Annotated in this window: 17 protein-coding genes and 1 other annotated feature; of the genes, 7 read left to right on the top strand and 10 right to left on the bottom strand. The window is 35.8% G+C overall.

Features of this window, described 5'->3' with window-relative positions; translation table 11 throughout:
* Positions 1 to 57: 57 nt before the first annotated feature.
* The 3 genes from G577_RS0102855 to G577_RS0102845 are packed head-to-tail and all read right to left on the bottom strand — an operon-like array spanning position 58 to position 4909.
* Positions 58 to 1005 (bottom strand): 3'-5' exoribonuclease YhaM family protein, encoded by a 948-nt coding sequence (locus G577_RS0102855; protein ID WP_028789876.1) that lies wholly within the window; start codon positions 1003 to 1005, stop codon positions 58 to 60.
* 51 nt (positions 1006 to 1056) lie between these two features.
* Positions 1057 to 3723 (bottom strand): ATP-binding protein, encoded by a 2667-nt coding sequence (locus G577_RS0102850; RefSeq protein WP_028789875.1) that lies wholly within the window; start codon positions 3721 to 3723, stop codon positions 1057 to 1059.
* The gene (locus G577_RS0102845; RefSeq protein ID WP_028789874.1) at positions 3704 to 4909 is read right to left on the bottom strand and encodes a metallophosphoesterase family protein; all 1206 of its coding nucleotides are present in this window, start codon (positions 4907 to 4909) and stop codon (positions 3704 to 3706) included. The genes G577_RS0102850 and G577_RS0102845 overlap by 20 nt, the downstream gene beginning before the upstream one ends.
* A 199-nt stretch (positions 4910 to 5108) precedes the next feature.
* Between G577_RS0102845 and G577_RS0102840 the strand changes: the two genes are divergently transcribed.
* Positions 5109 to 5678 (top strand): hypothetical protein, encoded by a 570-nt coding sequence (locus G577_RS0102840; RefSeq protein WP_028789873.1) that lies wholly within the window; start codon positions 5109 to 5111, stop codon positions 5676 to 5678.
* Between the two features lie 206 nt (positions 5679 to 5884).
* Here G577_RS0102840 and G577_RS0102835 read toward each other — a convergent pair whose 3' ends face one another.
* Both G577_RS0102835 and G577_RS0102830 read right to left on the bottom strand, forming a co-directional pair.
* The gene (locus tag G577_RS0102835) at positions 5885 to 6226 is read right to left on the bottom strand and encodes a YlbF/YmcA family competence regulator (protein ID WP_028789872.1); all 342 of its coding nucleotides are present in this window, start codon (positions 6224 to 6226) and stop codon (positions 5885 to 5887) included.
* 145 nt (positions 6227 to 6371) lie between these two features.
* The gene (locus G577_RS0102830; protein ID WP_028789871.1) at positions 6372 to 8525 is read right to left on the bottom strand and encodes a PBP1A family penicillin-binding protein; all 2154 of its coding nucleotides are present in this window, start codon (positions 8523 to 8525) and stop codon (positions 6372 to 6374) included.
* A 177-nt stretch (positions 8526 to 8702) separates the two neighbouring features.
* Here G577_RS0102830 and G577_RS0102825 point away from each other — a divergent pair, with 177 nt between their 5' ends.
* The gene (locus G577_RS0102825) at positions 8703 to 9557 is read left to right on the top strand and encodes an RluA family pseudouridine synthase (protein WP_028789870.1); all 855 of its coding nucleotides are present in this window, start codon (positions 8703 to 8705) and stop codon (positions 9555 to 9557) included.
* Positions 9558 to 9562: 5 nt separating this feature from the next.
* On the opposite strand, the gene G577_RS0102820 is transcribed toward G577_RS0102825, so the two are convergent.
* Together G577_RS0102820 and G577_RS0102815 are read right to left on the bottom strand one after the other, a co-directional pair.
* Positions 9563 to 10282: a pseudouridine synthase gene (locus G577_RS0102820; RefSeq protein WP_028789869.1), complete on the bottom strand. Its 720-nt coding sequence runs from the start codon at positions 10280 to 10282 to the stop codon at positions 9563 to 9565.
* Positions 10283 to 10343: 61 nt separating this feature from the next.
* Positions 10344 to 11990 (bottom strand): putative polysaccharide biosynthesis protein, encoded by a 1647-nt coding sequence (locus G577_RS0102815; protein WP_028789868.1) that lies wholly within the window; start codon positions 11988 to 11990, stop codon positions 10344 to 10346.
* Between the two features lie 178 nt (positions 11991 to 12168).
* On the opposite strand from G577_RS0102815, the gene murE reads away from it, so the two are divergent.
* The 3 genes from murE (at position 12169) to G577_RS0102800 (ending at position 14565) form a co-directional block, all read left to right on the top strand.
* Positions 12169 to 13668, top strand: a complete 1500-nt coding sequence (gene murE / locus G577_RS0102810; RefSeq protein ID WP_028789867.1) for a UDP-N-acetylmuramyl-tripeptide synthetase — start codon at positions 12169 to 12171, stop codon at positions 13666 to 13668.
* A gap of 103 nt (positions 13669 to 13771) precedes the next feature.
* Positions 13772 to 13993 (top strand): hypothetical protein, encoded by a 222-nt coding sequence (locus G577_RS0102805; RefSeq protein ID WP_038027586.1) that lies wholly within the window; start codon positions 13772 to 13774, stop codon positions 13991 to 13993.
* A gap of 155 nt (positions 13994 to 14148) precedes the next feature.
* On the top strand, positions 14149 to 14565 hold the full coding sequence (locus tag G577_RS0102800) for an Ohr family peroxiredoxin (RefSeq protein ID WP_028789865.1): 417 nt from the start codon (positions 14149 to 14151) through the stop codon (positions 14563 to 14565).
* Positions 14566 to 14681: 116 nt separating this feature from the next.
* On the opposite strand, the gene leuS is transcribed toward G577_RS0102800, so the two are convergent.
* Together leuS and G577_RS10935 are read right to left on the bottom strand one after the other, a co-directional pair.
* Positions 14682 to 17099: a leucine--tRNA ligase gene (gene leuS, locus G577_RS0102795; RefSeq protein ID WP_028789864.1), complete on the bottom strand. Its 2418-nt coding sequence runs from the start codon at positions 17097 to 17099 to the stop codon at positions 14682 to 14684.
* A 53-nt stretch (positions 17100 to 17152) separates the two neighbouring features.
* Positions 17153 to 17347: a binding site (T-box leader), on the bottom strand.
* Between the two features lie 169 nt (positions 17348 to 17516).
* Entirely contained in the window at positions 17517 to 19451 is a 1935-nt protein-coding gene (locus G577_RS10935; RefSeq protein ID WP_038027585.1) for a LysM peptidoglycan-binding domain-containing protein, read from the bottom strand.
* Positions 19452 to 19645: 194 nt separating this feature from the next.
* Between G577_RS10935 and G577_RS0102780 the strand changes: the two genes are divergently transcribed.
* Complete coding sequence (locus tag G577_RS0102780) at positions 19646 to 20293, top strand: phosphatase PAP2 family protein (RefSeq protein ID WP_028789863.1); 648 nt, start codon at positions 19646 to 19648, stop codon at positions 20291 to 20293.
* A gap of 30 nt (positions 20294 to 20323) precedes the next feature.
* A complete protein-coding gene (gene mnmM / locus G577_RS0102775; RefSeq protein ID WP_028789862.1) occupies positions 20324 to 20887 on the top strand; it encodes a tRNA 5-(aminomethyl)-2-thiouridylate-methyltransferase MnmM in 564 nt (187 codons plus the stop codon).
* 199 nt (positions 20888 to 21086) lie between these two features.
* On the opposite strand, the gene G577_RS12565 is transcribed toward mnmM, so the two are convergent.
* The coding region (locus G577_RS12565) for a transposase (RefSeq protein ID WP_211219221.1) at positions 21087 to 21227 on the bottom strand (141 nt) is incomplete at its 5' end.

Genomic DNA, 21227 nt, shown 5'->3' with positions numbered 1-21227 from the left:
TTTGACAACAAACGAAAAATTTCCCGAGAAGCATTTTTAACCTCTCGGGAAATTTTTTTATTCTACATTTCGTGGGACGTAAAAACTCCGATTTTCTAATCCAAAAATCCGTTCAGTATATTCGCCAGCTTCTGTTTTAGAAATGGCGTTTGTTAACATTTGCATAGAAGCATCAATATTATCAATTTGATGTAAAACTTCTGCTTCCCTTATACGAGGACGTACTGGTGAGCCGTAGTCTAACTGCCCGTGATGTGCTAAGACCATATGTCGCAATACTATAATGTCCTCTGAATTTTGTTCTATATTTAGCGCCAAACATGCTTGCGTAATCTCTTCATCTACTAAAACTAGATGTCCTACAAGGTTACCTACTGTCGTATACTCGGTTGTCAAAGCACCACTTAACTCAATGACTTTACCTAGGTCATGTAAAATAATCCCAGCATATAACAAAGAAGCATTTAACTGAGGATATTCTTTTACCAAGCTTTTACCTAGGTGTAACATCGTTGTGGTGTGATAAGCTAACCCCCCAACAAATGCATGATGGTTCTTTTTTGCTGCAGGATATTCAAAGAATTCTTGCTTATATTTATTCAATAAAAATCTTACAATACGGTTCCAATGTGGATTCGTAATTTCAAATAAGACTTGATTAAGTTCTTCTTCCATTGCTTCCCTTTTTATAGGTGCTCTTTCCATAAACAATTGCGGATCATTCGGTTCTTCAGGGTTCGTCAATCGCAGCTTATAAATTTTCATCTGAGGATTCCCTTGGTAAACTTCTCTTTTCCCCGTTAAATGAACCACACGGCCGGCTTCAAAACGTTGAATTTCCTCATTTGACGCATCCCAAAATTTTCCATCAATAGAGCCGGAAGTATCTTGAAAAGTAAAAGCAAGAAATGTTTTGCCGTTTTTTGCCACACGTACATCTGCATTTTTAATTAAAACAAATCCTTGAAATTCCTCGTCTACAACTAAATCGCGAATTTTTTTCATCTTTTCGGCTGATTGTTTACTAAAACAATCCTCACCTTTCACATCCTTTATTTAAAATTTAATAACAGACTGGTTGAAACTTCGATAATAATTCATCATTTCCTGATCTGAAGACAAACAGATTACTTGATAATTTTTGCCAAAATCGCTAAGCAACTTTGCCAAATTCTCTTTTCTTTTACTATCATAATGAAGCCAACCATCATCAATAATAACTGGAGAAATACTGCGCTCTTTTTGCATAAAGAGATACGCAAAGCGAGTAGCCATAATTAATTGATCTTTTGTGCCTGTTGATAGTTCATAAATTGCAAAGTCCTCATCTTTAGAAACAGCATGAATCAGCCCATTGTCTAATGTTACTTTTTGATAATGTTGATCAGTTAATAAAGCAAAATAATAAGAAGTTTGCTTAAGCAACTGCGGCAATTGCTGTTCGGATAACTCCGTTGCCAAATCATTCAAAAAAGCAATAAGTAACTGATTCGTGCTCCACTTCAAAGCTGTTTCATAGATTTCAGAAAGCATACGATTTTCTTCTTGATATAACGCATCTAAAGTGCCATTTTTTTGTAATCGTTCTACTTGTAACTGTAGACGCTGCTTTTCTTCAAGCAGCTGATTCATCTTTTCTTGAACCTCCTCTTGTCTAGCTTTTTTTTCAGCTAAATATTGTTCCAATTGTGTATAGGTAATATCTTTAGGAAAAATGGGCTGTAAAATAGCCGCTAGTTCTTCTTTTCTTTCAAAGTTTTTTTGTGTCTTTTCCCATTGTTTTAACCATAATGGAATTTCTGTCGGCTGTTCTAACCCAAATTTTTCCAACAGAGCAGAATACTCGGCGAATAAGTTATTTCTTTCTTCCTTATGTTGCTTTAACTGCTGAGCAAGTAATGTGCTAGGTTGTTGCAAGCGGCTCATTTTCGTTTCTTGCATCTGGGAAGCAAACTCTTCAACTGCTTCTTTTTTTGCTTGCAAATCTTTATTTGCTAACGGTACCCACTCTGCTAAAAATTGAAAGCGAGATTCTAATTCTTCTCGTTGCTCTTGTATTGCTGTCAATTGCTTTTGTAAAGAGTTATAATTTGATACTGCTTGTTCAAATTTTTCTTGATCACTACGATAAGACTGAACCAAATCTCGCCAGTTTTGAGTAGTGTTGGTGGCTTTAAAAATGCTTGTTAATTTTCCTTCTTCTTCTTGTATTTGTTGTTGCAGCCTTTTTAGATTCTCTTCTTCTTTTGCTATTTCTTCTGCATGGGAATCTAATTGTAACAGCTTTTCTTGCCAAGATGGTTTGACTTGGGTAGATGGATTTCTTTTTCGATAACTTTTTACTGAAACAATGCTTGCACAAATAATGCCTACAATAAAAGCAATTAAATTAAATGGCATCGTTAAAAAGAAGCCCGCAATCACTGCCACAATACCAATACTAAAGCTGGAAGTCATAAGAAAAGAATTTTTTTGCGTATTACTGGGATCTAATAACTCAGGATACTTTTGTTCTAATTGATCTACTTCCTCTTCGACTGACTGTTTTCTTTCTTTTAACCATTCAATTTGCAACTTTTTTTGGTTGAATTGTTCATATGATTGTTCCACATTATTTAGCGTCGTCTCAACAGAGCTGTTTAGCTTTTGCGGAGGCGTTTGATCTGACCATCCCCATTTTTGTTGTAAGCGAGAAAATACTTGTTCAAGTTCTTCTTTTTCTTGTAAATATTTCTGTTCATTATCAATCAACCGCATAATAGGGATGTCTAAGTGTAATAAATCCTGTATTTCTTTTTCATGATCTAAATAAAAAAAGTAACGATCTGACTCCTGGCCTTGTTCAAGCTGTGCTAACTCATCTTCTTTTTTTTGAATCTTTTCAGTAAGATTTTGATACTCATGGTAAAATTGGCGAAGTTCTTTTCCTTCTTGTTCTGTTACTTCACTTTTTTTCATAGCACGGAGTTCATGCCATTCTTCATACAATGACCAGTGCGATTTTTTTTGGTTTAAATCTTTTTCTTCTGTCTGTAATTCCTTTTGCTCAGTAGATAATGCCTGCAACTTTTGATCAAAATCTGAAATCTGTTGGTAAGCTCTTTGAACATTACTTTCTTCAGCTTCTTGTTGCTGGATAGTTTCTCTTAACTCTTGCCATTTTGTTAACTGTTGGTTTAATGTTAATTTTTTAGCTCGGGGCTTAAATAGACGCTGATTTTCTTTTTGGTAGTTTTGTATTTTTTCGACTAGTTGTTGACTACCCGTTATCCCCAAAGATATTAAAGACGCTTGCAATTCCTCTTCTTGTAAATGATCAATTTGGGAAAGTTGTTCTTGTTGAAAAGTAAAAACCTCCTGAAAAACCGATCGATTTAAAGGAGCTAAGATCTCTTCTAAAATTTTTCCGTCTTTTTCCGCTCCATCAATAAATACCTTTGCCTTGCCTCGATTAACTTTTCGATAACGCTCAATAACGACTTGCCCATATGGCTTAACTATTAGCCAAAGTCGTCCTCCGTAGGCAGCGCCATCTCTTGGCGTATAATCCCTTTTTTTACTACTTTTTTTGGGAAAGCCAAAAAGCATGGCCAAAATAAATTGATAAAGCGTCGATTTCCCTACTTCATTTTCACCAAAAAAAAGTTGATTACCAGACAAAAATTCAAATACTTGATTACGGTAATGACCAAATCCCGTAATTTCAGCTTTCTTTACTTCCATCTAGCTTCCTCCAACTAAATTCGCTTTTTAATTGCTTTTGCATTTGAGCAAACGCTTCTTCTTGTAATGTTTCTAATGGTATAGCTTGTTGTGCTAAAGGATAGTTAACAAGCTCATTTATCGTTTCAAAAAATACATCTTGTTGCTGATATGTAGCGTATAAATGTTCAATTAGTTCTTTGTTTGCAGAAATTGTTATTTTTTCACTGGTGCTTTCTTCTTTTGTATCAATTTGATATACCAGTTGTTGAAAATGATGTTTTTCTAAATATTCATTAACATAATCAAGTAATTCTATCATTTCTCTTTCTTGTAACCAATTTTGAGGTAACAATGTCGTATTTTTCAAGTTTAACTTAACCAAAGCTTTTTCCGAAGTTTCAAAAGAAGCGACAATGTTATCTAAAACAGCCTTTTGTTTCTGAACGCCTGACAAAGATATTTCTTTCTTTTTCCATTGAACAGCAGAAACATCTTTGCTTTGCCATGTGGTAGTTCCTTCTTTTATAGTGACAAGTTGAATTCCTGCTTGTTCTTCTTTTTGTGTATGTCCTTGTGGTGTCCCAGCATATAAAATAGCCGCTTCTTCTGAAAGTGTCGTCGGAACATGAATATGACCCAGCGCCCAGTAGTCATAATTTTTATGTTTCATAGCTTGTATTTGAAAAGGGGCAAAATTCTCACTTGCCATATCCCCATGGTACATACCCAAGTGATAGTCCGCTTGTTTTATTGGAAACTCATTCACTTTAGTTTGACTTATTTGCGGATGCAAATAACTAAAACCACTAATTGCATAGGATTGACCGTTATTTGTATAACCAGTCATCGTTTGAACACTTTCCTCTTTAAATAAATGTACATTTGCTGGAAAATCAAACCAATAGCGCTCTTTTTCATAGAAATCATGGTTTCCAAAAATCATATAAACGGGTATTCTTTCTTCATTAAGTCGTTCGATTTGTTGAAAAAACTGTTGTTGTGTTTTCAAGCTAGGTCGATTTTGGTGAAAAGTATCTCCAGCAAAAAGTAAGAAATCAACCGACTCTTTTATAGCAAGCGTTACAATGTTATGTAGCACTTGTTCGTTTTCCCTAGGTAATTCTTTTGCTTTATCAGCAACCAAGTGTAATCCTTCAAAAGGGCGATCAAAGTGTAAATCCGCACAATGAATAAAACGTAACATAGCAAACCTCCTTTATCCCTTATTTTAGCATTTTTTTATTTAGAAGTCAGCAAAAAGCGAACAAACTTTCGCTTTTTTATACATAAAAATCTCTCTGAAAATAAACTATCGTTTTTTATAAAAAAATATGATAAGATTTTACCTAGGCGATCCTTCGATATTACCTAGGAAATTAATTAAATAAAAGGAGACTTACAAGATGTCGGAAGAGACAAAGAAAACACTAACACAATTGGCAAACGAACTAAACGTATCACGAGATAAGATTATTTATCGTTATAAAAAACTACCAGAAGAAGATTATTTTAAAGAAAATAATACGATTTACTTGCTTAATTCTGGTATCCAAAAAATTGTTGATGACTTAGGCGATGACATTAAAGAAAACCAAGAGGAAAATGATGCAGAATCCCAAGTGAACCCTTCGTTCGATTATCTGATTGATCAATTAAGTAGAAAAGATGAACAAATTGACCAATTACATAAACTAGTGGATCAACAACAACAACTTAATGCAGAAGACAAAAAAATAATTAAAGAATTGCGTCAATACTCATCAATTGAGGCTCCTAAAGAAGAAGATACTGATACAAAAAAAGAAGAAGAAGAGGTTGACGAAAAACTACAGCAAAAAGACGAACAACTTATGCAATTAAAAGAACAATTACAGCAAACTGAAACAATGCAGCAAGAAAAAGAAGCTCTCGAGTCAGAATTAGCCTCTTTAAAACAACAAAAAAATAAAAAATGGTATCAATTCTGGAAATAACAAGAATCAAATAGTTCCATTTTTTAGTAAAAATTATTGTAAGCCTTATTAATACTCTCTCTGACTCAGCACACACCTGTATTTCACCTTGGTATTCCGCTGGTTTTATCTAGGTGTTGCTTAGGTATAATAAAAACTGGGGGAAGCTTTGACGATTGGTATGTTTACCAACATCATTGAAAAGCTTCATCCCAGCTTTTTTTATTTTATCCTTCGTACAATTCTCTTAATGGCGTCATAATAACACGGTTTAAATCATTGATTGTTGTACTAAAGTCTTGCTCTTTTTGCATTAAATCATTGATCAACGGTTCTTGTTGCACTTTTTGAGCTAATTCTTGTGCTTTTTGTGCATCTTCGTCCGTCATGTCTTCTCCTTGCGACATCTTTTGTTGTAGTTCTTGTTGGAAAGATTGGAATTCTTTAAATAAAAGGTACGCTGTCTCATTTTTTTTCAGTTCTGCAAAAGACGCGCTTAACTCTTTAAACTGATCTAATTCACGGATTTCTCCTTCCAATTGATTCGCTGTATCATAAATATTTGCCATAAATTTTTCCTCACTTTTTCTTTATTTACTTAATTGTAACATGTTCAACTTTGATTGGCTAACATGGCTAAGCTTGTATGAAGACAAACGTTAGTTAGCTGTTTATGTTGCGCTTGGGAATAACTTCTTAGATACACCGCAGCACTTAGTTAAAACGTTCTTTAAAACCGCGAATAAGGTCCTCTCCGCCTTGCTTTATTCTTTCACTGAATTCTCCTAATCCTTGTTTAGCATCATCAGTAAACTGGTCAACTCCATCTTGCCAATTATTTTCACCTTCATCTGATGAATCATCCTCAGCGTCCGAAGAAGTTGTAACTTCTCCATCAGTGTTATAAGCATTAGCCACTTCAAATGGTGTATTATTACTATAAGGAAGCATATTTTCTGCTTGCGCTTTAAAAACTTGACCAACAACTTCTCCACTAGTACCACTAAATGTATGATCTTTTTCTGACTCTTCAAATCCAAGCCAAGTAGAAATAACCGTATCCGGCGTATAACCTATAATCCATTGGTCGTTATTCTGCTCAGGGTCATAATTTGTTTCAGTGGTCCCTGTTTTACCAGCTACCGTGTATCCATAGGGGTTGGCATTAGCCGCTGTGCCATTTGAAAACGTACCTAAAAGCATACTATTCATTTCATTCGATGTTTCATTTGAAATAATCTTTTCTCCCTCAGGATTCGTGTTATCAACAATTACAGCTCCATTAGCATCAATAATTTTAGTGATAAAATGCGGGGAGTATAAAGTCCCTCCATTAGCAAAAGTACTATAGGCCCCCGCCATTTCCATAGGAGAGGTTCCATACTCTAAACCACCTAGTGCTAAACCATAATATTGATCGGATTCTGTTAGATCAAGACCAAACTCTTCTGTCTTATTATATCCCTTACTTATACCCATTTCATGTAATAACCAAACAGCTGGTAAATTTAAACTTTGTGCTACTGCTTGATACATAGGAACTTCACCAGAATAGTCACCGCTATAATTTTCTGCCTCATAGTAATCTTGTGGTTCATCTTTTAACACACTATCCGGCATATATCCTGCTTCAAGCGCTGGAGTATAAACACTTAGTGGTTTTATTGTTGAGCCAGGTGAACGTTTCATATCAGTAGCAAAGTTAAATCCTCTAAAGGTATATTCTCCGCGCCGACCTACCATCGCCTGTATCCCTCCTGTTTCAGGGTCAACAGCTACGGATCCAGATTGAACCATCGTTCCATCTGAAGCATCGCTAGGAAAATAGCCGTTATTGTCATAAACTTCTTGCATACCATCCTGAAAGTTTGTGTCAAGAGCAGTATAAACTTTATACCCACGATTCATGAGATCATCTGCATTGATATCGTATCTTTCTTCTGCTTCTTCAATAACTGCATCAAAATAATAAGGGTACTGGTAGCCTTCTTCTTCTTGCTGATAGTTGTCATTCACTAAACTATCCATTGCTACTTGTTCTTCTTGCTGTGCATCTTCAGCTGACAACGTCTCGTTATCTACCATCAATTGCAAAACCGTATCGCGTCGTGCGGTCGCGTTTTCCGGATTATCTATCGGATTATATAATGAAGGGCCCTTTAACATTCCTACAATGGTCGCTGATTCTCCCACAGTTAAATCAACAGCATCAACACCAAAATACCTTTGTGCTGCGTCTTGAATCCCCCAAACGCCATTACCAAAATAAGAATTATTTAAATACATAGACATAATTTCATCTTTGCTGTAGTTTTTTTCGATCTCAATCGCTAAAAATAATTCCTTTGCTTTACGATTAAACGTTTGATCGAGCGACAAATAAGCGTTCTTAGCTAATTGTTGCGTAATTGTACTCCCTCCGCCGCCAGAGGTATTTCTTCTAACAATCATACGCAGACCCGCTCGTGCGATTCCTTTAATATCAAAACCATGGTGTTGGTAAAAATCACGATCTTCAGTCGAAACAACCGCATCCACCACATAAGGAGACATATCTTCTACTCCCACGTAAGTCCCCTTTTGCGAAGAAACACTACCTGCTTCATTATTATCTTTATCATAAATAACTGTCTCTTCTTGCAAACCTGCTTTTAATTCTTGAACTTTCGTTGTTTTAGCTGTATAAAAAAGGTAAATACTCATAACTAAAATAACAATTAAACCAATTAATAATAATATTTTATTGACATGATATTTTTTCCAAATACGCTTGCGCCAGTGATGAAACTGTACAAGATATGGTTTCAGCCATGCCCAAAATGATGATAAATACTTTTTTACTGCACCAAAAAAGCGCTGAAAATCCATTGCTTTTCCCTCCTGCTAATCAGTGTAGCATACTTCTTTTTTGTACAAATACTGCTTACGATGTATTTTCATTTATAAATCCCATACATTTTATCATTTATCTTATTGCATTTGCTTACTTTTTTATTAAAAAAGAGTTAAACATGATATAATAGCAAAATAGAAAGGAAGAATGAGATGGACTATTCAATAACTCTACCTGCTTTTCAAAAAACGGTAACCCTTCGTGAATTATTAGAAAATGATTGGCTTATTCCGCGAAAAGTACGTCATTTTTTGCGAATTCGTAGGAATGTTTGGCGCAATCATCAGCCAATAAAATTTCATGAATTTGTGTATGCGAATGACCTCATCACTCTACGAATCGAAGAATCAGACTACACCTATCAAAAAGTAAACAGTGGATTGAAAGAAAACCTCCATATTTTATACGAAGACGAGCATTTAATTGTACTTAATAAACCAGCTGGAGTCAAAACGCATCCGAATCAACCTACAGAAACAGGGACGCTTTTAAATGATTTAACTGCTTATTTATCTGATCAGGGAACACAACCTTATGTTGTCCATCGTTTAGACAAGGAAACATCAGGAATAATACTATTTGCTAAAAATCCACTTGTCCTCCCTATTTTAGGTAGACTTTTAGAAAAAAAGAAAATTCATCGACGTTACCAAGCGACTGTTTGGGGAAAATTATCCAGTGATTGTACGATTAATAAAAAAATTGGACGCGATCGCCATGACCGCCGCAAACGAATTATCGACCCCAAGGGCGGAAAACCAGCTACAACTCAAATAAATGTCTATCAAATGCACAAAAATACAAGCGAAATTTATTGCACGCTTACTACAGGTAGAACTCACCAAATACGAGTTCATTTAGCAAGTATCGGTCATCCTGTTATAGGAGACCCTCTATATCAAAACAAAAAGGCCCCTCGCCTAGCTTTGCATGCTTATGAAATGGAATTATTCCATCCTTTTACTCAAGAAAAGCTTACAATAACTGCGGAACCGGGCCTCTTTTAATTTGTTTATTTTCGTTCTAATAGCATCATTTCTTCTTCGGTTAACTCACGATAACTTCCAAGATCTAATTGCTCGTCTAGATATAGCTGACCCATACGGATACGCTGCAAATACATAACTTCTTTTCCTAGAGTATAAATCATACGTTTTATTTGATGAAACTTTCCTTCCTGAAGGACTAAACGAATTGTTGTCTCCTCGTTTTTTTCATCTACTTCATCAATTATTAGTTTCGCTGGCAAACAGACTTCGCCTCCATCAATTTGCATACCACTAGCAACACGGTCAGCATCTGCAGAAGTCATAATGCCATCAATCTTGGCTAAATATTCTTTTTCTACATGTTTTTTGGGCGAAAGCAAGCGATGAGAAAGCGCTCCATCATTGGTTATTATAAGCAATCCTTCGGTATCTTTGTCTAATCGTCCCACTGGGCTAAGGTCCATACGAAAATCTTGGTCAGAAAAAATATCTAAAACAGTCGGTTCAAAATCATCTATTGTTGCAGTGATAACCCCTGCCGGTTTATTGAGCATATAATAAAAGTACTTTTGATAGATAATTTCTTCCCCATCTAAAGTCACATGGTCTTCCTGCTCGTTCACTTGATATTTATCTACGGTCTCTATTTTTTCATTTACGGCTACTCGTTTATTTTTTATCAGTTTTTTAACTTCTTTTCTAGAACCAAATCCCATATTGGCTAAATATTTATCTAAACGCAAATCTTTTCCTCCTAAAAGAAAGTTCGAAAACCAATACGATTTTCGAATTTATTGATCAATACTACTTTATCTTTAATTTTGTCCGCAATGAGGCTACTCTTGCACCTAAAAGTTTATCAACTAAACGGACTTTCAACGTCGTGTAAAGGTAGACTACTATACCTACAATAGCAACAAGTACGATTAACACAAAAGATTGTGTTTTTTGCTCTTGTGTAAACACCATTCCAAAAACGCCACGCGCAATTGCAGCAGAAACAACCATAACCATGGACAACAAAAAGATAAGTACTACACGACGAAGCGTCAAACCGATATTAAATCCAGTTTTTTGATGCAATTTACGTAAATTCAAAAAACAAGTAATGCTAAAACCAAGTATAGTGGAAACTACAGGACCATAAGATTCTAGCATATAAATCATTACGGTCTGTGCCAAAAATTTAACAGCTAGTCCAATCACAAAATAAAGAACAGCCGAAGGATTTTCGTAAATTCCTTGTAACATACTTGAAGTCAGCATAAATAATCCTAAGAGTAAACCAGAAAAACTTACTGCAATTAACAAGCTTGCACCTAAGCGATTCGGTTGATAAAACAACGTATTTAAAGGGTAAGCTAATAGCATCATTCCAAACGTGGATGGAAACATAACAAACGTATATAACTGCAGATTGTTACTTACCAATTTAGCTAAAGCAGGACTGTCTTTTTTAGCAAAAGCTTCAGTAACTAAAGGTAGGCCTACCGTAGCTAAAGAAGTTGCCAAACCAATCACGACCATTACTAGTTTATCTGGATTTCCACTAAATAAAGCAAATAAGGACTGTAATTGCTGATTAGAATATTCAGTAAAACGTTCCATGGTGCTAATAAAAGTATACTGATCAACTAATTTGTAAATCGTAATCCCTGAGCCAACAATGATAAAAGGAACCGCTTCTCGGATAGTTTGTAACAACAATCTTGTTGTATTCACTTTAACATTTCCTGGGCTCATATCAACTAAGATGTCAATCTTAGCTTTTTCTTTTCTATAATAGTAAACCAACACAGCAATGCTGGCTAACGCTCCGATAAAAGCGGCAAACGTTGACTGCGTCACTGCAGCAACATAGTCTCCACTTCCTAATCGCATAATAATAAATGTAGCAGTTAACAAATAGAAAACACGAGCGACTTGTTCAACTAATTGAGAAATGGCGTAGGGAGCCATATTTTGTAGTCCTTGGAAATAGCCACGAATAACACTCATCAGTGGAATAACAAGGATTGCTACACTTAATGAACGCATAGAAGGAATTAACTCAACTCCTCCACCAGCATTTCTTGCTAACGCTGGAGCTGCAAAATACATAAGAACTGAAAAAAAAGCTCCTAATCCTAACATTAATTGCATAGCCCGCATAAAAAGTTTTTGGCTAGCTCTATATTCATTTATTGAATTATAATAAGAAACTTGTTTAGCAATCGCAGAAGGCAGCCCTGCAGTTGAAATCATTAAAAATAAAGCGTAAATATTATAGCTCATATTAAACAAAGCGTTTGCTGGTAAATAATTATCACCGAGCCAATAAACCCAAGGCAAAACCCAAATGACGCCTAAAAGCCGTGAACCAATATTTCCTATAGTCATCCATGCAGAACCACGAGCCATCTTATCTTCGTTTGTTAATTCTGGAGTTTCGGGATCTTTATTATTCATCATGCTTATCTTCTCCAACTTTCCTTATACATAGTTCCTATTTTAATTCGAAACGCCAGTTAGCGCAAACTATTTTTAAAAAGCGTTATCTTTCATTAAAAAATCTTAGCTAAAATACCTGTTTGCTTTCTCATATGCTATAATAATTGAGAAGTTTGGAACTAGAAAGCAAGGTGCCACGATGTATTCAATGACTTTGGAACAACTTTATCAGATTTTAAATGAAAAAAATTTATTGCAAGCGCCCAATGAAAAGACGAAACAAAACAACCAAAGCTTTACTTATCTTTCTTACGATTCACGTGATTTAGCAAAGTACACGCTTTTTTTCTGCAAGGGGCTCCATTTTAACGCCGCTTCTTTGCATGATGCAGTTAGTAAAGGAGTAAAAGTTTATGTTTCTGAAATAAAATATGAAAGCTCTGCTCAAGCTATTCTTGTCACCAATATTCGGAAAGCGATGGCTGTAGTTGCGCAATATTTTTATCGGAATCCCCAAGATAAATTATATAAAATTGGCATTACAGGCACTAAGGGAAAAACGACAACCGCTTATTTTGTCAAAAAAATACTCGATGACGCTTTCAACAAAAAAGTTGCTTTATTTTCATCAGAAGAAACAACATTAGACGGAAAAACTCTTTTTCCTTCAACATTAACAACACCGGAAGCTCTTGATCTGTATCGGCAAATGGCCATTGCTTGTGAGAATGGACTCACGCATTTAGTGATGGAAGTATCATCGCAAGCCTATAAAACTCAGCGTGTTTATAACCTTACTTTCGAAACTGGAGTCTTTTTAAATATTAGCCCTGACCATATTAGTCCAATCGAACATCCAACTTTTGAAGACTATTTTCAGTGTAAAAGACAATTATTGCTAAATAGCAAACAAATGGTTATTAACCAAGAAAGTGATCAATTCACACGTTTAAAACAAACTTGTACGGATTATCAGATTCCTTTATATACTTATGGACGTGAAACAGGTAGTTATCTCCTAACAGATAAAGCAGAGGAGCGAACATTTAACCTCACTGCTAAAAATAAAGATTCTTTAAAGGTCAACGGAAACTATCAGTTATCTTTATTTGGTCAATTTAATCATGAAAATGCTGTAGCAGCCATCTTAGTTTGCGGATTAGCTAATGTTTCACAGCAAATATGTCAAGAAAGTTTACCCTTAGCTCAGATCCCTGGCCGTATGAATTTATTAGAAAAGCCTAATGGAGCGTTCATTTTTGTCGATTATGCGCACAACTATCTTAGTATTCATGCCCTCGGTCATTTTGCCCGCCAGCTAAGACCCAAAGGCCGTCTCATTATTGTCACAGGAAGTGCTGGAGGTAAAGCTATTTCACGAAGACCTGACATTGGTAAAGCCTTATCAGAGTGTGCAGATGTTGCAATTATAACCAGTGATGATCCTGATTTCGAGGATCCTCAAGATATTGCAGCAGAGATCAAAGCAGCTATCACTAACTTAGATGTCAATGTTCAACTAGAACTTGACCGAGCTACTGCTGTTTCCTCAGCTTTTAATCAAGCAGAAGGTAAAGACACCGTCATTATTGCTGGAAAAGGAACCGAAAAAATGATGAAGTTTCGAGGAAAAGAAGTTTTCTATGAAGGTGACTTTCATATTGTTAAACGGTTGATTGACGAAGCAAATAAAAATTAATTATTTCATTTTTATTACATTTTATTTTTCTTAAGAAACCGCCTTATCTTTCATCCTTTTTTCTTGTATAATTAATATAACAACAATTTGAAGGAGTATTTTTATGTCTGCTAAACACAAAAAATTACTGTTTTTTATCGGAGTCACGCTCGTTCTTTTTTTCATGACGTACTTGGGCTGGAAACTTTTAGCAGCTATCCTTGCCCAAGGAACTATTGAAAATTACACCCGTTCATCCTTACCTTTTGGTTTTGTATTCGTGTTATTTTTCCCTATTGTCGCTACCTCAACGTTATTTTTGGGATTAGCCCATTCAAAAAAATAAATTTTTTGAATCATTTACTGTGCGCTAAGGCAAAAATCACTTTTTTATGATTCCAGACTTTTTATTATACCAAATAACAAGCATTTTATTTCTCTTCTTATGTTTTTTATACTATAGTAAAACTGTAACAAAAAAACACAAAGGAGTGTCGATTCATGAGTAACAAAATGTCTGTTTCAACTGTAATTAATGAGGGCGGACGTGAAGGTGTAAGTAGGTCCTTAAATGGTGACTTTGAAGTAAAAACAACTGGAACAAATAAAAAAGGCTACACAAATCCTGAAGAACTATTTGCTGCGGGACTTTCTGCTTGCTTTAATGGAGCGATTCAATTCCCATTAGATCGCGATGGTTTAGGAGATCGTAACCGTACAATCCGTGCAGAAGTTGCTTTATACGGTGATTTACCAGATGACCATACAACACTTCATTTAGAAGTTACAGTGATTGGCAAAATCGATGGTGTTTCTAAAGAAGATACTTTGAAATATATGAAAGAAACTGACGGTATCTGCCCTTACTCAAAAGCAGTAAATGGCAATGTTGATATCAACTACGAAGCAGAAGAATAAGAAAAAGAAAAAGCGGAGCTAGTTTCTAGCTTCGCTTTTTTTATATTTATTATACTAAGAACACAAGCAGCCCAGCCCAATAGATAGGTGTATAATGCTTGTGTCTTTTAGTTTTGTTAATTGGCTACGATATTGACAATTTTGTTCGGCACAACAATCACTTTACGGATCGTTTTATCCGTTAAATGTTCTTGAATATTCGGATTATTTCTTGCTAACTCTTCCAAGTCTTCTTTAGAAGCTTCGGCAGAAGCTTGTACTTTTGCTCTTACTTTTCCGTTAATTTGTAAAATAACTTCCACTTGCTCTTCTTGTAAAGCTGACTCATCATAAGTTGGCCAAGATACGTAAGAAATACCTCCTTCATTGCCAAGGATAGCCCACAATTCTTCACCTAAATGAGGAGCTACAGGTGCTAATAATTGGACAAGACCTGCAACATAATCATAATAAAGCGAATCAACTTTATTCGCCTCGTTTACAAAAACCATCAGCTGAGAAATCCCCGTGTTAAACCGTAGATTTTTAAAATCTTCTGTTACTTTCTTAACTGTTTGATTATAAACTTTAGTCAACGAACCATCATTGATTGTTGTAATACGATCACGCATTTTCCCACTTTCATCCACGCATAAACGCCATACACGATCTAAGAATTTACGGCTTCCTTCTAAGCCATTTTCACTCCAAGCAACAGAAGCATCTAGAGGTCCCATAAACATTTCATAAAGTCGTAAAGTATCAGCCCCATACTGCTCAATGACATCGTCAGGATTTATAACGTTTCCGCGAGATTTCGACATCTTTTCACTATTTGTCCCTAAAATCATTCCTTGATTGTATAATTTTTGGAAAGGCTCTTTGGTTGGTACAACGCCTATATCATATAAGAATTTATGCCAAAAACGCGCGTATAACAAATGTAAAACTGCATGTTCAGCTCCGCCAATGTAAACATCTACAGGCATCCATCTTTTTAAATGGTCATAATCTGCTAGAGCGCCCTTATTATGTGGATCGACAAAACGTAAGAAATACCAAGAACTGCCGGCCCATTGTGGCATAGTGTTTGTTTCCCGATAACCTTTTTTTCCTGTCTTAGGGTCTGTCACATTGACCCAATCTTGAACATTGGCTAGAGGAGAAGCTCCTGTACCACTTGGCTTGATATCGCTAGCTTTAGGTAATTCCAGAGGCAAGTCTTCTTCGGAGAGCGCTGTTTGCGTCCCGTCTTCCCAATGAATAATAGGGATAGGTTCTCCCCAGTAACGTTGACGAGAAAACAACCAATCTCTTAAGCGATAACTTACTTGTCTTTGTCCCAACCCTTCTTTTTCTAACCAATCCATCATTTTATCAATAGCTTCTTTTTTATCCAAACCATTTAAAAAGCCAGAATTGATATGGGGACCATCTTCTGTAAAGGCCTCTTTTTCGATATCGCCGCCTTCTAATACAGGAACAATAGCTAACTGAAATTTCTTGGCAAATTCATAGTCACGTTCATCGTGGGCTGGTACAGACATAATGGCTCCAGTCCCATAAGAGGATAGTACATAATCTGCAATCCATATAGGGATTTCCTCTCCATTAGCTGGATTAATAGCATAAGCACCGGTGAATACGCCTGTTTTTTCTTTGGCTAAATCTGTACGACTCAATTCGGATTTTTTTTCTGCTTCTGCAACATATTGATCTACTACCTCTTTGTAATCAGAAGGAGTAATTTCTTGCACTAATTCCAACTCTGGCGCAAAAACTGCATAAGTTGCCCCGAACAAAGTGTCAGGTCGTGTCGTAAATACGGTAAAAGTCTTATCTGTACCTTTTACTTTAAATTGTACGTCCGCTCCAGTAGAACGTCCAATCCAATTCCGTTGCATTTCTTTGATGCTTTCTGGCCAATCTAATTCTTCTAAATCATCTAACAAACGATCAGCATATTCAGTAATTTTCAACATCCACTGACGCATTGGTTTACGTACAACATCATAGCCTCCGCGTTCACTCTTACCGTCAATAACTTCTTCATTAGCAATAACAGTTCCAAGTTCAGGGACCCAATTTACCGGAACCTCTGCCTCATAGGCTAAGCCCTTTTCATATAATTTAGTAAAAATCCATTGCGTCCACTTATAGTATTCTGGATCTGTTGTGTTAATTTCACGTGACCAGTCATAACTAAATCCTAATGAATTAATTTGACGACGGAATATTTCGATATTTTTTTGAGTAAATTCTGCTGGGTCATTTCCTGTATCTAAAGCGTACTGCTCAGCAGGCAAACCAAAGGCATCCCATCCCATTGGGTGTAGCACATCATACCCTTGGCTACGTTTCATACGCGCTAAAATATCTGTCGCTGTATAGCCCTCTGGATGTCCTACGTGCAACCCTTGTCCAGATGGATAAGGGAACATGTCCATGATATAAGCCTTTGATTTTTGTTCATCTTCTGTTGTAACGAATGTATTATTTTTTTTCCAATAATTTTGCCATCTTTTTTCAACAGCTTTGTGATCGTAAGTTTTCACAAGTTAACTCCTCCTTAGAAAAATAAAAAAGCCCATAAGAAGCACTAAGCTTCTTATAGGACGCGTTAAACGTGGTACCACCTATTTTTACTGAAAATTATTCAGCCTCAAACGTTTTAACGGCCGTCGCCGTATGTGCTTTTAAAACTACATTTTAAGGCAAGTTCAAAAGCCTCCTTATACATTTACACCTACCATGTACTCTCTGAAAAGAAAAACTTTTTACTACTCCTTAGCAGCCTGTTTCATATGTTAATTGATTGTATATATCGTATCAAAAAAGTAAAGTAAATTCAATTAGTATCCATAAAAGAAATAAAGCGTGTGAACCGTCCCTAGAAGTTAAGCTTTAGGACTAACTTCTAAGGGCCTTTACAATGCCCACTACACGCTTTGTCTTTTATTCCTAAACCACAACTAACTTACTCTCAATGTTTGACCAATGAAAATTGTATCTGAATTTAAATTATTGATGGATTTTAACTGAGAAATTGCAATGCCATATTCTTGCGAAATCATCCATAAACTATCGCCACTTGTCACTCTGTGATTGTTGTTGGATGAATTATTTGATTGATTTGTATTCCTATTTGAGGACGAACCATTATTCACTGTCAATGTTTGACCAGGATATACAAAGTCATTTTGGATATTGTTCCAGCTACGTAGTTGATCCATTGAAATGCCATTATTATTGGCGATTAACCAAACCGAGTCTCCTGACCTTACTGTATAACTACCACCTGAGTTATTGCCAGAATTACTAGAACCACCGCTATTGGAATTATTTGAACCACTAGAGCTATTCCCTTGAGATACTGTCAATTCTTGGCCAGGGTAAACAAAATCATTTTGAATATTGTTCCAACTACGTAATTGATCCATTGAAATGCCATTATTATTAGCGATCAACCAGACCGAGTCTCCTGATCTTACTGTATACGTATCAGAACCACTACTAGAGGAATTATTGTTATCATTGGAACTACCACTATTATTGGAATTATTCGAACCACTAGAATTATTGCCTTGAGATACTGTCAATTCTTGACCAGGATATACAAAGTCATTTTGGATATTGTTCCAGCTACGTAGTTGATCCATTGAAATGCCATTATTATTAGCAATTAACCAGACCGAATCTCCTGGTCTTACTGTATACGTATTAGAACCGCTATTGCTCGAAGAATTCTCATTATTAGAGTTATCTTCATTATTATTATTATTATCTTCACTAGAATTTCCGTCATTTCCAGTTCCAGTATCGATAATGCCATCTGAATCTCCTGTGTCAAAACGAGTCAAATTATAATCTTCAATAACACCATTTAATACAGTATTATAATTTGGTGCAGTCGCATACAGTCCGGTTAAGGCAGCAGTAGCATCCCTATATGAACTTGTATTGCTTTTCCAAGCGCCACTATATAGGTTTGTACTTAATAAAGCAGCGTTATCTTGAAACGATGCTGTGTAAGAGGGATATTTACGAAAATCCGCATTAACTGTGACATATCTACCATTAATATATTCTTGTGTAGGCATTTTCACAGATTGACCGTTATAAGTTCCCTTAATACCAAACAAATTGTTATTAGGTGCTTGAGAAAGCGTACTTGATCCCCATCCACTTTCGACAACAGCTTGAGCGATCATAACTGAAGCATACAAATTGTTTGCTGCAGCGACAGATTCAGCATGTCCAGCAAGCTCTTCAATAAAAGCAGATGGCTCTGGCGCATTTGAAGAAAAAGTTGATACTGCCGGACCATTGTTGTCTCCAGGATGTTGACCTACTTCTTCTTGTAATTGCGCATCTTCATCTTCAGGAAGCTCTAATTCTTCCATTTCTTCTGTTGCGTCATATGTTTCTTCTTCCTCAGTTGTTTGAGCTTCTTCCTCAGCTATTTGGTCTTCTTCATTTGCATATTGCTCGTCTTCTTCAGCTGGAGCCTCTTCTCCTTCTTGTTGCTCTTCTAATTGGCTCCTTTCATCTGCTGTTTGAGATTGCTCTTGTCCTTGTGCATATGAAGTTTGATCCTCAGCCGATGATGGTTGTTGTTCTTCGGTTTCTGAGTACGAACGATTCACTTCAGGTTCAGTGTTTGCATCTTCTGTGACAGTTTCGTCATTTTGAGTCTCTACACTACCTGTTTCCTCTGTTGCATCATATGGTGCCACCACACTACTATCAGTTTCTTCGGCATGTACATTATGTACCGGTAATAAAGGACTAACAGCCGTAACGGCTGTTACCGTACCAACAACAGCTGCCCCTTTTTTTAAATTGCCAGATAAAGTCATACGCTGTTGAATTTTTCTGCGTTCTTTCCTAGTCAAAGACGATCTCATTTCTTCTCCCCCAAACATTTACATTTATTTCAATTATACATGGAAGAATTTTTATAATCAAAGCAAAAAACAAATGTAATATTCTTTTAATCTATCTGTAACATAAAAAATTTTCTAAGTTATTTCACTTTTTTTAGTCTGTCTTATTATATATGCTATACTATTTCTGTTAAAACAACCGAAGGGATCTATATATGAATAAAAAATTGTATATGCAACTTGCAGGAAGTATTACTTTCATGACTTTTGCTTTTTTGAGTTATATAGTGAAGTTTTATCCTCATTGGTTAGAACCGTTTGACAATACCCTTACTTCAATAATACGTGCTCTCCACCCTCAGTGGAATAGATTTTTTTTATGGATCACACCACTTGGTGGTACAACAAGTATTGTTATTCTCTTATTCGCTATGCTTTTGCTCCTTTTTTACCAAAAAAAATATGAAGCAGCAGTCTGGTTAAGCCTGAGTGTCGCTACCGTGGCAGGTGTTTTGAATCCATTATTAAAATTATTTTTCACTCGAGAACGTCCTTTACTAGAACACCTAGTATCTGAAACTAGTTATAGTTTTCCTAGCGGACACGCAACCGCCTCAATGGTATTTTATGGAGGATTATTCCTCTTATCATCTTTATTTATTCAATCGAAATCTTGGCGAATATGTTTACAAACTAGTCTAGCCATTTTGATTTTATTCATCGGTATTAGCCGTATTTATTTGGGAGTTCATTTTCCTTCAGATATATTAGCTGGCTATTGTGAAAGCCTCACTTGGTTACTGTTGACCTATCCCATTTATCTTAAACAACAGCACCGGATTTTACAGAAAAGAAAATCATAATATACACACCTAAGGAAGGAAGAAACGATAATGATAGAAAATGCCCTACAGTTTAGCCATACATTATTAGCAGAAGTCCTTACAGACCATGATCATGTAGTAGACGCCACAATGGGCAATGGCAATGATACAGTATTTTTAGCTAACAAAGTGCAGCCGCATGGTAAAGTTTATGCCTTTGATGTACAAAAACAAGCTCTAGATAAAACCAAACAACGTTTGCTAGAAGATGGCCTTACTGAGCAAACAAAAATAATTTTTGACGGACATGAAAACTTAAAGAATTATCTTGCAGAAAATGAGCCAATCAAAGCAGGAATTTTCAACCTCGGTTATTTGCCTAAAAGTGATAAACAATTGATCACAACGCCTACAACAACTAAACAAGCTCTAGAAACTTTGCTTAACCACTTAGTTTCTAAAGGGCGAATTTTACTTGTTTCTTATTATGGACATGCTGGTGGTAAAGAAGAGTTAACTATGCTCGACAATTATTGTCAAAAGTTGCCCCAGGAACAATATAATGTTTTAAGGTATCAATTTATTAACCAAAAAAACCGTCCACCTATCCTATTTTGTATTGAAAAAAAGTAACCCTGAATGATTTATAAAAATTTGTGGATAACGCATTCGACCGATCAACGAGGTGACTTTTATGTTATTTTCCCTTTTTATCGCCACTTTTTAATCAAGAATAGGAAGGGATAATCGAACGACGCTAAAAAAAGATAAAATTCTTCCTAGAGAATGAAAGCCAAGCCTTTTTTATAAGGATGAAAAGGGCAAAAGTAAACTAGAGATTCAATCGCTGAATTCGTGTAAGGACTTCCCAAAAAAGTGTATTGTAAACATTTGTACTTGATAAGTGAATTTGCACTTGACGCGCGTGCTCTGTGACTTTTCCAGCAATATGAAATAGTTGAAAACGGATGGT

This window comes from Tetragenococcus muriaticus DSM 15685 (genome assembly GCF_000423785.1).
Classification (GTDB): domain Bacteria; phylum Bacillota; class Bacilli; order Lactobacillales; family Enterococcaceae; genus Tetragenococcus; species Tetragenococcus muriaticus.
The sequence above is the reverse complement of the archived record's forward strand: the minus strand, read 5'-3'. Positions and strand labels throughout refer to the sequence as shown.